Source organism: Streptomyces sp. PsTaAH-124, from assembly GCF_000373685.1.
GTDB lineage: Bacteria > Actinomycetota > Actinomycetes > Streptomycetales > Streptomycetaceae > Streptomyces > Streptomyces andamanensis.
The window spans coordinates 361,619-375,348 of sequence record NZ_KB892157.1 but is presented as its reverse complement, the minus strand read 5'-3'; the positions used below and the strand labels follow the sequence as shown (position 1 = coordinate 375,348).

The following is a 13,730-nucleotide window of genomic DNA, read 5'->3' as shown; positions in this document are numbered from 1 at the left end:
CCGGACCCGGCGGGCCCGCGGTGGCCCCGGCCACGGCGGCGGCAGGGCGCCCACGTGCGGCGGCGGGGCCCCGGGCCGCCCGACGGGCCCGGTGGGCGAATTGAGTGGCGACTACTCGCGTTGCCGCCCCGCCCCCGGTGATGTGCTGCCTTCAGCGCAGCCGCCGCGTGACACCTCGCGCGGCCGGGGCCTGTCCTCCCGGATCTCTCGGCGGCCGCGGATCCCCACGGATCCGCGGCCCACGGGTTCCGCGGAGCACAGGACAGCACCGGGCGAACGCCGGTGAGCGGGGCGCGCGTCGGCCCCGCGGCCCCGGGCTGATCCGTACGACAGGCCCCAGGGCACACACGAGGGAGATCCCAATGTCGCGCTCGCGTCCGGAACTTGGTGACTGGTCGAGCCCGGCCGAACTGGCCGAGCTCCAGCGGTCCCAGCTGCCGAGGGTCCTCGCGCAGGCACTCCGTTCGCCGTTCTACGCGGCCCGCTACCGCGGCACCACACCGCCGCGCACCGCGGACGACTTCGCCGGCGTCGAGGTGACCGCCAAGCAGGACCTGCGCGACCAGTACCCCTTCGGGATGCTCGCGGTCGGGCGCGAACACCTGGCCACCTACCACGAGTCCAGCGGCACCGCGGGCGAACCCACCGCCTCCTACTACACGGAGGAGGACTGGACCGACCTCGCCGAGCGCTTCGCCCGCAAGTGGACCGGCATCCACCCCTCCGACACCTTCCTGGTGCGCACCCCCTACGGCCTGGTCATCACCGGCCACCTCGCCCAGGCCGCGGGACGGCTGCGCGGTGCGACCGTCGTCCCCGGCGACGCCCGCTCGCTGGCCACCCCGCTCTCCCGCATGGTGCGCGTCCTGAAGACCCTCGACGTGACGCTCACCTGGTGCAACCCGACCGAGATCACCATGCTGGCCGCCGCCGCCAAGGCCGCCGGACTCCGCCCCGATCAGGACTTCCCGCACCTGCGGGCCATGTTCACTGCCGCCGAGCCGCTGACCGAGGTGCGGCGCCGCCGGCTCAGCGAGATCTGGGGCGGCATCCCGGTCGTCGAGGAGTACGGCTCCACGGAGACCGGCACCATCGCCGGGCAGTGCCCCGAGGGCCGGATGCACCTGTGGGCGGACCGGGCGATCTTCGAGGTGTACGACCCGAGGACCGGCACGCTCTCCGAGGCGGGCCGCGGCCAGATGGTCGTCACCCCGCTGTACCGGGACGCGATGCCGCTGCTGCGCTACAACCTCGCCGACGACGTCGAGGTGTCCACCGACCCGTGCGGCTGCGGCTGGCTGCTGCCCACGGTCACCGTGCTGGGGCGGGCCGGAACCGGTCACCGGATCGGTCCGGCGACCGTCACCCAGCAGCGGCTGGAGGAGCTGGTGTTCTCCCTGCCGGCCGCGTACGAGGTGATGTTCTGGCGGGCCAAGGCCCACCCGGACGTGCTGGAGCTGGAGTTCGAGGCGCCCGAGCCGGTACGGCAGCGGGCCGTCAAGGAGCTCGGCGCCGCGCTCGACCGCGAACTGGGGGTCCCGCACCGCATCACCGGCCTCGCCCCGGGCACCCTCGTCCCGGCGGAGGCCCTCACCGCCCAGCGCGACATCCTCAAGGCCCGCTATCTCTTCGCGGAGGACGAGGACTGGGACAAGGCGGTCATGTACTTCTGACGCCGCGCGGGCGGAGGGGCGGTGCGCGGGGGCGGGGGCGGCGCGCGGGCGGAGGGGCGGTGCGACGGCCCGGCCCGCACGGACCCGGCCTCCACCGGACCGGCCCGGGTCCGGCCCAGCGCCGGACCGTCTGGGGCCGGACCGCCCGGGACCAGCCCGCCCGGGACCAGCCCGCCTGGGGCCGGTCCGCCGGGGGCTGGCCCATCCGGGACCGGCCCATCCGGGACCGGCCCATCCGGGACCGGTCCAACCGGGGACCGGTCCAACCGGGGACCGGCCCGCCGCGGGCCGGTCCGCCCGGGACGGGACCGGCGGGCCCGCCCCGTCCCGGCCCCGGTACAGGCCCGCCTCGCCCTCGGGCGGGGCGGGGCGTCCGATGCCTCGCCCGCCCCTGTTCCGCCTCCGGCCCGTACGGGCCCGCCCCGTCCCGGGCCGGGACGCCGGGCGCCGGGCCCGTCCCGTTCGTTCCGCCGCCCGTCCGTCCGCCCGCCCGTCTCCCTGCCCCGTCCCGACGCCTCCCTTCCCACGCCGTCCGCCACGGACGGCGCCGACTCGTGAGCGGTGAACCCATGAGTGAGCTGTCCCCCCTGCCCCCGAGCCCCACGGAACCCATCGCCGTCATCGGCATCGGCTGCCGCTTCGCCGGCGGCGCCGACTCGCCCGAGGCGCTGTGGGACCTGCTGATGGACGCGGTGGACGCGTCCGGCCCCGTACCCGAGGACCGGTGGGCGCCGCAGCGCGCGCAGTCGCGGGAGAACGCGGCCGTGCTGACCCGCGTCACCCCGAACGGGTCGTTCCTCGGCGACATCGCCGGTTTCGACGCCGCCTTCTTCGGCATCTCGGCGACCGAGGCCCGCCAGCTCGACCCGCAGCAGCGCATCGCGCTGGAGGTCGCCTGGGAGGCCCTGGAGCACGCCGGTATCGCGCCCACCTCCCTGGCCGGTACCGACACGGGTGTGTTCGTCGGCGTCGGCACCGACGACTACGGCCGCCGCCTGCTGGAGGACCTGCCCGGCGTCGAGGCGTGGACGGGCATCGGCTCCTCGCTGTGCGGCGTGCCCAACCGCATCTCCTACACCCTCGATCTGCGCGGCCCCTCCCTGGCCGTGGACACCGCCTGCTCCTCCTCGCTGGTCGCCGTCCACCAGGCGTGCGCGAGCCTGCGCGCCGGTGAGGTGCCGGTGGCGCTGGCCGGCGGCGTCATGCTGATGGCGGGCCCCGGCCTGACCACCGTCCTGGACCGGGCGGGCGCCATCTCCCCGGACGGCCGCTCCAAGGCGTTCGACGACGCCGCCGACGGCTACGGCCGCGGCGAGGGCTGCGGCATCGTCGTCCTCAAGCGGCTCTCCGACGCCCGGCGCGACGGCGACCGCGTGCTGGCCCTGATCCGCGGCAGCGCCGTCCACCAGGACGGCCGCACCGAGGGCATCATGGCGCCCAGCCCGACCGCGCAGGCCCACCTGCTGCGCAAGGCGTACGAGGCCGCGGGCGTCGCCCCGCACGACGTCGACTACGTCGAGGCGCACGGCACCGGCACCCGGGTCGGCGACCCCATCGAGGCGAGCGCGCTCGCCGAGGTCGTCGGCGACCGGCCCGAGGGCGCCCGGCCGTGCCTGATCGGCTCCGTGAAGTCCAACATCGGGCACTGCGAGGCCGCCGCCGGTATCGCCGGGCTCATCAAGACCGCGCTCGCCATGGAGCACGGCACCATCCCGCCCACCCTGTCCACCCGCGGCCCGCGCGGCGACATCCCCTGGGAGACCGCCGGACTGCGCCTGGTCACCGAGGCGACCGCCTGGCCCGGCTCCGACCGCGCCCGCCTGGCGGGCGTGGCCAGCTACGGGTACGGCGGCACCATCGCGCACGTCGTCCTCGAACAGGCGCCGCCCGCTCCCGCCGAGCCCGCGGCGGAGCCCGCCGGGGCCGGGACGGCGACCCTGTACCCGCTCTCCTCCGGCACCGGACTCGGCATCGTCGGCCAGGCCGCCCGCCTCGCCGCCGCGCTCGACGGCCACACCCTCGCCGACACCGGCCACACCCTCGCCCACCGCCGCGCCCACCTGGGCGCCCGCGCGGCCGTCGTCGCCGCCGGCCGGGACGAACTCGCCGAAGGGCTCGCCGCGCTGGCCGAGGGCCGCCCGCACCCGGCCGTCCTCACCGGCGAGACCTCGGGTCCGGCCCGCCACCCCGTGTGGGTGTTCTCCGGACACGGCGCCCAGTGGGCCGGCATGGGCCGCGAACTGCTCGCCACCGAGCCGGTGTTCGCCGCCGCGATCGACCGCCTCGGTCCCGTCTACGCCGAGGAGCTGGGCGTCACCCCGCGCGAGGTCCTCACCGGCGACGACCTCGGCTCGGTGGACATCATCCAGTCCATGCTGTTCGCCGTGCAGGTCGGTCTGACCCAGGTCTGGCGCCGCCACGGCGTCCGGCCGGGCGCCGTCATCGGCCACTCGGTCGGCGAGATCGCCGCCGCGGTCGCCGCCGGGGTGCTCAGCGAGGAGGACGGCGCCCGGCTGGTCTGCCGCCGCTCCGTGCTGCTGCGCCGGGCCGCGGGCAAGGGCGCCATGATCATGGTGGACCGGCCGTTCGACGAGGTCCGCGAGCACATCGGCGAGGACGGCACCCTGTGCGCGGCCATCGCCGCCGCGCCCTCCTCCACGGTCGTCGCCGGTGACGTCCCGGCCGTGGACCAGGCCGCCGAGCAGTGGGCGTCGCTGGGCTGGACCGTCCGCCGCATCGACTCCGACGTCGCCTTCCACAGCCCGCACATGGACGGCGCCGCCGCCGACCTCGCCGTGGCCGTCGCCGACCTCGAACCCCGTACGCCCGAGGTGCCGCTCTATCTCACCGCCGTCGAGGACCCGCGCTCCGGACAGCGCCAGGACGCCCGCTACTGGGCGGCCAACCTGCGCAACCCGGTCCGCTTCCACCAGGCCGTGCAGGCCGCCGTCGAGGACGGCCACCGGCTCTTCCTGGAGATCTCCGCACACCCGGTGGTCAGCCACTCGATCACCGAGGTCGTCGCCAACCTGCCCGGCGCCCTCGTCACCCCCAGCCTGCGCCGCCGCCAGCCCGAGCGGGCCGCGCTGCTCACCTCGCTGGGCCGGCTGCACTGCCACGGCGTCCCCGTCGACTGGTCGGTGCTCCAGCCCGCGGGCACGCTGACCGCCCTGCCGAGCGCCGCCTGGCAGCACGAGCGGCACTGGGTCGACGCCCGCACCGGCACCGAGTCCCCGGTGGACACCCTGCTCGGCACCGAGACCGCGGTGCACGGCTCGCGCACCCGGGTCTGGCAGACCACGCTCGACCTGCGCACCCGCCCCTATCCGCGCCGCCACCCGGTCCTCGGCACCGAGATCGTCCCGGCCGCGGTCCTCATCAACACCTTCCTCACCGCGGGCCGCACCGACACCCTGTCCGACCTCAGGCTGCGCCAGCCGGTGGTGGTCCCGCAGACCGAGACGCGCGAGGTGCAGATCGTCCGCGAGGGCACCGCGCTGCGGCTGGTCTCCCGCCGCCTCGGCGCCCCCGACACGGCCTGGTCCACGCACACCTTCGCCACCGCCGGCGCCGACGGCACCGAGGAGACGGCGACCTTGCTCCCGGTCGTGCGCGGCCCTGAGGAGCTGGACCCCGGCCATGTCGTGGAGCGGCTGGCCGAACTCGGCGTCGCCGACATGGGATACCCCTGGACCATCGACACCCTGCACCGCGGCGAGGGCACCCTCACCGCCGTCGCGAGCGCCCCGCTGGACCGCAGCTGGGCCGCGATCCTGGACGCCGCGCTGTCCATGGCCTCGGTGATCTTCTCCGGCCCGGCCGTGCTGCGCATGCCCGCCCATGTCGACCAGGTCACCCGGACCGGCCCGGCGCCGCGCCGCGCCCTCATCGCCGTACGCCTGGACGCGGACCGGCCCACGTCCGTGCACGTCGACATCCGCGGCGAGGGCGACGACGCGGGCTCGCTGCTGACGCTGCGCGGCCTGCACTACGGCGAGCTGGACGGCGACCTGTCCGGCGAGGAGCAGAGCACCGACGGGCGCTTCGACGTGGTCTGGCAGCCCTTCCCGGTGGATGCCGCCGCCCCGACCCGGCTGACCGGCCGCACCGTGCTGGTGCTCGGCTCCACCGAGGCGGCCCGCGCGCTGGTGCCCGAGGCCGCCGCCCACGGGGTGACCGTGAGCGCCGACCGGGCGGCCCTGGCCGAGGCCGACCACGTGCTGTTCGCGCCCGGTCTGCCGGACGGCACCCAGGGCGCCGAACCGGCGGACGTGGCCGTGGAGTTCGCGCGCCTGGTGGCCGACATCGCGGCGCTGCCCGGCCGCAGGCCGCTGCTGTGGTGCCTGACCTCGGGTGTGCGCGAGGCCGTGGCCGCCGACGCGCTCGCCCAGTCCCCGCTGTGGGGCATGGGCCGGGTCGCCGCCAGCGAGCACCCCGAGTTCTGGGGCGGAGTCGTCGACTTCCCGGCGGGAGCGCCCGCCGAGCTGCCGGTCCGGCTGCTGTTCGGGCTGCTGCACCTGCGGCCGGCCGAGCCCGTGGTCGCGCTCACCGCCGAGGGCGTACGGGTGCCGCGGCTGGCCCCGGCCGAACTCGCCCCGGACGGTGAGCCGTTCGCCTGCCGCCCCGACGGCACCTATCTGATCACCGGCGGTCTCGGTGTGCTCGGTCTCGAACTGGCCGGACACCTCGCCGAGCGCGGCGCGCGCCGCATCGTGCTGCTGGGCCGTACGCCGGTGCCGCCGCGGTCGCGGTGGTCCGACGACGATCCGCGCGTCGCGGCGCTGCGGCGGCTGGAGGCGGCCGGGGTCACCGTCCGCACGGTCGCCGCCGACATCACCGACCCGGTCGCGACCCGCGCGGCGCTCGACGCGCTCGAACTGCCCCCGGTGCGGGGTGTCGTGCACGCCGCGGGCACCGTCCACAGCGCGCTGCTGCACCGTCTCGAGGCGGACGACCTGCGGGCCGTGATGCGGCCCAAGACGGACGGCGCGCTGGTCCTGCACGAGCTGTTCCCGCCCGGTTCGACCGACTTCTTCGTCCTGTTCTCCTCCGCCGGACCGCTGCTCGGTCTGCCCGGCCAGGGCGCGTACGCCGCCGCCAACACGTTCCTCGACGTGCTGGCCGCGCACCGGCGCGCGGGCGGCCACGGGGAGACGGTGTCCCTCGCCTGGACCAGCTGGCGCGGGCTCGGCATGGCCACCTCGGCGGAGGCCACCGACGTCGAACTCGCCGCCCGCGGCACCACCGACATCGCCCCGGACCGCGCGCTGCGGGCCTTCGACCAGACGGTGGGCCACCCGACGAGCGCGCTGGTCGCCGTGCTGGGCCTGCGCCCCGGGCACACCGGGCCGCGCCCCGCGCTCCTGTCCGACCTGGCCCTCGGCGAGGCGGGGCAGCCGGCCGAGGTGCCCGACTGGGTCGGTCTGAGCGGTGACGAACTGACCGCGTACCTGCTCGACGGGGTCCGCGCCCGGGTGGCCGCCGTCCTCGGGGTCCAGCCCGCCGCCGTGGGCGACCACCGCCCGCTGAGCGAGGCCGGCGTCGACTCGCTGCTGGCCGCGGCGCTGCGCGTCGCGCTCGAACGCGACCTGGGTGTCGCGCTGCCCGCGACCCTGCTGTGGAACTACCCCACGGTGGGCGAGATAGCGGGCTATCTGACGGCCGTCCTCAGCGACGACCACGCCGACCAGGGCCAGCCCACGGCCTGACCCGACCAATACGACGGCGGCAGCCCCGGCCCCTTCCGAGGGGGGCCGGGGCTGCCGCCGTATGTCCATGTGGCTGTGTGTCCATATGGCTGTGTGGCTGTACGGCGCTGTGGCGCCATGGCTGTACGGCCGTTCGGCTGGAGGTACAGGGCGGAGGCGCCGGGGGCGGGGCGAGCGGCGCGGCCCGGCGCGGGCCGTACGGGCGCGGAGGGGGCGCCGAGGGGGGCGCGGGCAGGGCGCCGGGACGGGCGGTCGTCCGGGCGTCCCCGCCGCGCCGTCAGGTTGTTTCAGCGGGACGTCAGCATGGCTTCCGCGCCGTCCAGGGAGCGTTCGACCGTGAAGCGGAAGAACTCCGTCTCCTGCGCGGCGACGGCCGCGGGGTCGGTGCTGCGGGAGCGGGCCGTGGTACCGGCCGCGGCGAGGCCCGGATGCGTCTCGTCCTCGGCGAAGGCGGCCATCGCGCGCCCCATCTCGGCGCGTGCCGTGGGGAAGCTGCCCCGGTCGTCCTCGACCGCGACCAGCGTGAACGCGCAGTTGAACAGGTAGCGGTAGACCTCGGGCGCGTGCGCGCCGAACCCGGCCTTCAGCAGGACCCGGATGCCCGTGTCGATGGTGGGGAGCGCGGCCGGCACGTTCGGGCCGACGACGCACAGCCGCCGGGCCACGCCCGGGAACTCGCGCAGCACGGTGCGGCCCTCCGACATCACGGAGCGGAACCAGTCCCGCCAGGGGACGTCGTCGTCGGGCACGGGTATGCGGGAGATGACGCGGTCGGTCACGCCCATGACCACCGCCTCGCGGTCCCCGACGTGGTGGGCGATCACCCCCGGCCAGACGTCGAGGCGCGTGGCGATCTGCCGGATGGACCAGCCGTCGAGCCCGCGTTCCCCGGTCAGTTCGACCGCGGCGTCGATGATCTTCTCTGCCGTGATCGGCGGCAGACCCGCCGACGCCCGGGAGCGGCGGCGGGGAGCTGAGTCTGACATGACGAAAGACCTCACACTGGGGCGCTGTTCCGTCAGCGCTGGGATGCCAGGCGGCTCGCAAGGCATGGTCAACACTAACCTATTAGCCACTGTCTAAGAGTCTGGTGTAGAGTCTTAGACAGTGGCTAAGAGAGGTCCTCCGGCCTCTTCGGACGCCCTGTGCGCACACCTGTGCGCGGAGGGTGGACGACCCGCCGCGGCCCGGTGGCCGGGACCTGTCTCCCCGCCTCCTGCTTCCCCTTCCCGTCCCTGTGTGCGTCCGGCGCGGGTCCATCCCTTCCCCGCCCGCGCCGGCCCCCCTCCCCGAGAGGCTCCACGCCATGCGCAAATGGATGCCGCTGCTGGCCGTGTGCCTGGGCACCTTCATGCTGCTCATCGACGTGACCATCGTGAGCGTCGCCCTGCCCCAGATGACCGACTCGCTGGACACCTCCTTCTCCGCCCTCCAGTGGGTCGTCGATGTCTACGTCCTCGTCCTCGCCGCCCTGCTGATGGCGCTCGGCTCGCTGTCCGACCTGGTCGGCGACCGGCGGGTCTACCTCGCCGGACTGACCGTCTTCGCCCTCTCCTCGCTCGCCTGCGGCCTGGCCACCAGCAGCGAGGCGCTGATCGCCGCGCGCGGTGTGCAGGGCCTGGGCGCCGCCGCCATGTTCGCCACCAACACCGCGCTCATCGCGCGCAACTACGAAGGCCGCGACCGCGGTATCGCGTTCGGCATGTGGGGCGCGGTCAACGGCGCCGCCGCGGCGGCCGGACCGATCCTGGGCGGCATCCTCACCGAGCACCTCAACTGGCGCTGGATCTTCCTGGTCAACCTGCCCGTGGCCGCCGTCGCCCTCTACATCGGCGCCCGCTTCCTGGCTGGCTCGGAGACCCGGACCGACCGCCGCGTCGACCTGCCCGGCACCGTCGGCTTCACCCTCGTCGCCACGCTGCTGATCTTCGCCCTGATCCGCGCGGGCGAGGACGGCTGGGGCGCCGGCAACACCCTGGCCCTGTTCGGCGGTTCGGCGCTCGCGCTGGTCGTCTTCCTGCTGGTCGAACGCGGGCGGCGCGACCCCATGCTCGACCTCGGGCTGATGCGTACGCCGTCCTTCGCCACCCTGATGGCCGGTGCCGTCATCTTCAGCGCCGCCGCCTTCGCCAACCTGGTGTTCGTGTCGGTGTGGGCCCAGTCGGTGCTCGGCTTCAGCCCGGTCAAGGCCGGACTGATCCTCATGCCGTTCAGCGGTGTGTCCTTCCTCGCCGCAGGACTGGGCGGCCGGTTCCTGGCGAACGTGCCGCCGCAGTTCCCGATCGGCGGCGGACTGCTGCTGATCGGCGCCGGGTCGTTCCTGGAGATGTTCGTCTCCGGCACCTCCGGCTGGACCGGGCTGCTGGCCGGCTTCCTGGTGGCCGGTGTCGGCGTCGGCATCGCCTCGCCCATCCTCGCCTCGGCCGCGCTGGCGGCGGCGCCACCGGACCGCGCGGGCATGGCGGGCGGCGCGGCCAACACCTTCCGGCAGCTCGGCTTCGCGCTGGGCATCCCGGCCGTCGGCACCATCCTGTCCGGCGCCGTGGCGGCCAAGCTGACGGACAGCAAGCTGTTCGCCGACGCCGACGCCGCGGCCGAGCTCGTCACCGGCGGGCAGTCCGGCGCCGTGCTCGGCGCGCTCCCCGCGCAGTCCCGCGCGGCGGCGCAGCGCGTGGTGGAGGACGCCTACGCGGCGGGTCTCGACCGGGTCTTCCTGCTCGGCGGTCTGGTGGCCGTCGTCGCCGGCGCCCTGGTGCTGCTCCTGGTGCGCGGCGCCGCGACTCCCGCCCCGGGCGGGGACCGTCCGGGCGCCCCCGGGGTCAAGGCGTCGGAGGAGGGCGTCCCCGCGGTGTGACAGACGGTTTCGGTGACTTTCCGCGTAACCGTCGGGAAAACCCGTATGACGCGTCCGGGAAAGCCCGGATTTAAAGCGGAGGGATTCGTTCCGGAAATATGCCCCTGGGATTCACTCATTGCCAGGGAGACACGTTCCGCGTGACGAATCCCTCCCTTTTACGCTTCGCCCACCGAACGCTCCGCGCGTGCGGTAGAGATTCTGTTGTCCGGATGTGTGCTCGAGAATGCACGTGAAGGGTGGGGGATGACTGCGGGGCGCGAGAGAGACGGTCTGCGAGCCGCTCGTATCAAGGCGGGACTGACCCAGGAAGAGGTCGCCCGCCGGGCCGGGATCAGTGTCAGGACCGTACGGCACATCGAGCGCGGCGAGGTGCACACCCCGCGCCACGACTCGCTCGACCGCCTCGCCCGCGTCGTCGGGTACGACCTGGCCGCCCACGGGCCCCGCCCCCGCGGCGGGCCCGACGAGCGAGCCGCGGCCCCCTACGAGATACGCCTGTTCGGGCCGCTGACCCTGTTCCGCGCCGGACTGCCGGTGGCCGCCCCGCCCAAACTCCGCGCCCTGCTCGGCCTGCTGGCCGTCCAGCCCGACCAGGTCGTCGGGCACGAGGAGATCGCCGACGTCCTGTGGCCCGGCGACGCCCCGCCCGGGTACGCCGGACTGGTCCACACCTACGCCGCCCGGCTGCGCCGCGTCTTCGGCCAGGGCACCGGCGGCCGGGGCGGCGGCCGCCGCATCGGCACCGTACGCGGCGGCTACGTCTTCAACAGCACCGGCGTCCGGCTGGACCTGCACCAGTTCGAGGAGCGCGTCGCACGGGCCGCGCGGACCGCCGGGTTCGACCCGCTCAGCGCGCTCGAACTGTACGGCCAGGCGCTGCGCGGCCGGCAGGGCCGGATCCTCCAGGACGTGCCGCAGCTGTGGCAGCACCCCGCCGTCGTCCGCGTCGCCCAGCGCCACATCGACGTGGCCAGCGACCTCGCCGACCTGGCGCTGCGCCTGAACCGCCCCGGCTACGCGGTGGAGCACCTGGTGACGGCCACCCACGAGGACCCGCTGCACGAAGGGCTCCAGGCGCGGATGATGCTCGCCCTGGCCGGGTCCGGCCGCCGGGCCGCCGCCCTGCGGCTCTTCGCCGACCTGCGCTCCCGGCTGCGCAAGGAACTGGGCGTCGAACCGAGCGACGAGGTGTGGCGCGCCCGCCACGCCGTCATCGCCGCCGACACCCCCGAGCCGCTGCCCCAGCCCGCCGCCGCCCTCGCGGCCCCCGCCGCCTGGCCGCCGCCCCAGCACCCGCGGCGCGCCCCCAAACTGCTCTCCGCCATCGGACGCCAGCCGACCGCCGGATCCCGGACCGCCCCGCCGGGCGTGCCCCCGGCCGCGCCCGGCGGACCGCGGAACCTGCCGGGCGCCGGGCCCCGCGGTCTCCGGGCCGCGGCCGCGGCGGGGGACCGCCCGCCGGGCACCGGGACGCACGGCGCGCCGGGCGGGCCCGCGCGGGAGCCGCTGACGGCGTACCCGCAGGACAGACTGCCCGAGCAGGCGCCGGGCGCCCCGGGCGAAGGGACACAGGGAGCGCCGCGGGGGGCGTTCGGCGGCCGTTCGCAGGACGGCTCGGCCGGCCGGACGCGGGAGGCGTCGGCCCCGGGCGCGCAGGAGCCCCCGGCCTCCGGTGCGCCGGACCGGCTGTCCTCGGGAGCGGCGTCCCGGATGGCACCGGGCACGCCGTCGGCCCAGCCGTCCCGGGGCGCTGCGCGCCGGTCGTCCCCGGCCTCCCCGGGCTCCCGGGACAGGACGCCTCCGTCGCCCCTGGGCATGCCGGTGGCCCCGCCGTTCCCGGTCCCGGGGCCTCAGCCGCCCCTGGGCTTCCCGGCCCGGCTGTCGCCCGGGACACCCGCCCAGGCGGCCGCCGGGCCGCGCCCGCAGCCCGCGTCCGGGCCGCCGTCCCACGGCCCCCTCCGGGTCATCGCGCCCCCCGCGCAACTGCCCGCGACCACCCCCTGGTTCGTCGGCCGCGACCAGCAGCTCGGCGCGCTGAACGCCCTGCTGACACGACGCCAGTCGGACACCGCCTCGGTGAGCATCGGCGTCCTGCACGGCCCCCGCGAGGTCGGCAAGACCGCGCTCGCCGTCCGCTGGGCCCACCAGCGGCACGAGGCGTTCCCGGACGGCCAGCTCTACGCCGACCTCCAGGGCGGCTCCGGCCGGCCGGTGCCCGCGGCGACGGTGCTCACCCGCTTCCTGCGCTCGCTCGGCGTCCCCGACGCCTGGGTGCCCGGCACCTGCGAGGAGGCGGCGGCGCTGTTCCGCAGCATGGTCGCGGGCCGCCGCTTCCTGGTCCTGCTCGACGACGCCGCCGACGCCGCCCAGGTCCGCTCCCTGCTGCCCGGCACGCCCGGCAACCTCGTCCTGGTCACCAGCAGGACCCCGCTGACCGACCTGGTGACCCGCGAGGGCGCCGTGCCGATCCCCGTGGACGCGCTGTCGCCGGCCGAGGCGCACGCCCTGGTCGAGGCCCGCCTCGGCGCCGAACGCACGGCCGCCGAACCCGGGGCCGTCGCCGAACTCGTCGCGGTCTGCGGCTCGCTGCCCGTGCCGTTACGCGAGGCGGCCGTGCGCCTGGCGGCCGAGCCGCGGCTGTCCCTGCGGGCCCTGGTGGACGAACTCGTCCGCACCGGCCCCGGGTCCGGCCGCACCCGCAGGCCGCCGCTCGTGCCGCGCCGCCCCGGCGCCGCGCGGAACGCGGACGCCACGCCGCGCGTCTTCGGCTGTCAGGGCTGACACGGGCGCTGACAGCGGCGCCCCAGGCTGACATCGGTATCAGTATTACCCCGCCTCCGCAGAACGCCCCAGCTCAGCGCGTGGAATACCGGAGGACGGCGGACGGCTGCCCTTTCTTCCCGGCCCCGGAATGTTTTCCCGGGGCCGGTCGCAGTTGCCCGAAGAGGTCCGCGGTCATAGGTTCGACGTCGCGGACAGGGTCCGCCGTCCGGCCCCTTGTGGCCCTCTTAGCTCAAGAATCTACGCGCCTCCGCAGGGGGCGTCCTCCGGGAATTCCACCCACCCCCGGCAACGCGCGAAAAGCCGTTCGGAGAGGATCGGAAATGGTGAAAATCACGGCCGAGGAGGCCCAGAAGTGGCTGATCGATGAGATCGCGCAGCGCTTGGGCACCGACCCGTCCCAGGTCCCGCCGGACCAGTACTTCGACGAGCTGGACCTCGACAGCACCGCCGCCCTGATCATCGCGGGCGAGATGGAGAAGTGGCTCGGCTTCGAGCTGGGCACCACGGCCCTCTGGTACCACCCGACCATCGAGGCGCTCGCGGCCCACATCGCCGAGGAGTCCGAGCGGCGCACCGCCGCGGTCTGACGTCCACCGGACGCCGGACGGCCACCGGACGCCGCGCCGGACGCGGGTGACGGCGGGGGAGCGGGACCGGTACCGCTGCCCCGGCCTTCCCCGGCTCCTCCTGGGCCGCCACCGGCCGCCC

Annotated in this window: 6 protein-coding genes; 5 read left to right on the top strand and 1 reads right to left on the bottom strand. The window is 75.7% G+C overall.

The features are described 5' to 3' along the window. The first annotated feature begins 362 nt into the window (after window positions 1-362). Both B086_RS0101430 and B086_RS0101425 read left to right on the top strand, forming a co-directional pair. On the top strand, window positions 363-1,673 hold the full coding sequence (locus tag B086_RS0101430) for a phenylacetate--CoA ligase family protein (RefSeq protein WP_018564638.1): 1,311 nt from the start codon (window positions 363-365) through the stop codon (window positions 1,671-1,673). 569 nt (window positions 1,674-2,242) lie between these two features. Further along, entirely contained in the window at window positions 2,243-7,381 is a 5,139-nt protein-coding gene (locus B086_RS0101425) for a type I polyketide synthase (protein WP_018564637.1), read from the top strand. Between the two features lie 287 nt (window positions 7,382-7,668). Here B086_RS0101425 and B086_RS0101420 read toward each other — a convergent pair whose 3' ends face one another. Further along, window positions 7,669-8,367 (bottom strand): TetR/AcrR family transcriptional regulator, encoded by a 699-nt coding sequence (locus tag B086_RS0101420; protein ID WP_018564636.1) that lies wholly within the window; start codon window positions 8,365-8,367, stop codon window positions 7,669-7,671. A gap of 320 nt (window positions 8,368-8,687) precedes the next feature. Here B086_RS0101420 and B086_RS0101415 point away from each other — a divergent pair, with 320 nt between their 5' ends. The 3 genes from B086_RS0101415 to B086_RS0101405 all read left to right on the top strand — a co-directional run bounded on the left by B086_RS0101415 (window position 8,688) and on the right by B086_RS0101405 (window position 13,609). Further along, window positions 8,688-10,235, top strand: coding sequence for an MFS transporter (locus B086_RS0101415; RefSeq protein ID WP_037872560.1), 1,548 nt, complete (start codon window positions 8,688-8,690; stop codon window positions 10,233-10,235). A gap of 246 nt (window positions 10,236-10,481) precedes the next feature. Continuing rightward, complete coding sequence (locus B086_RS41785) at window positions 10,482-13,019, top strand: BTAD domain-containing putative transcriptional regulator (protein WP_078530932.1); 2,538 nt, start codon at window positions 10,482-10,484, stop codon at window positions 13,017-13,019. A gap of 323 nt (window positions 13,020-13,342) precedes the next feature. Continuing rightward, window positions 13,343-13,609: an acyl carrier protein gene (locus B086_RS0101405; protein WP_018564633.1), complete on the top strand. Its 267-nt coding sequence runs from the start codon at window positions 13,343-13,345 to the stop codon at window positions 13,607-13,609. The last annotated feature ends 121 nt before the right edge of the window (window positions 13,610-13,730 follow it).

Coding starts and splice junctions, on each gene's coding strand:
- B086_RS0101420 (WP_018564636.1), bottom strand. CDS start 8,367: ATGTCAGACTCAGCTCCCCGCCGCCGCTCCCGGGCGTCGGCGGGTCTG.
- B086_RS41785 (WP_078530932.1), top strand. CDS start 10,482: ATGACTGCGGGGCGCGAGAGAGACGGTCTGCGAGCCGCTCGTATCAAG.
- B086_RS0101430 (WP_018564638.1), top strand. CDS start 363: ATGTCGCGCTCGCGTCCGGAACTTGGTGACTGGTCGAGCCCGGCCGAA.
- B086_RS0101425 (WP_018564637.1), top strand. CDS start 2,243: ATGAGTGAGCTGTCCCCCCTGCCCCCGAGCCCCACGGAACCCATCGCC.
- B086_RS0101405 (WP_018564633.1), top strand. CDS start 13,343: ATGGTGAAAATCACGGCCGAGGAGGCCCAGAAGTGGCTGATCGATGAG.
- B086_RS0101415 (WP_037872560.1), top strand. CDS start 8,688: ATGCGCAAATGGATGCCGCTGCTGGCCGTGTGCCTGGGCACCTTCATG.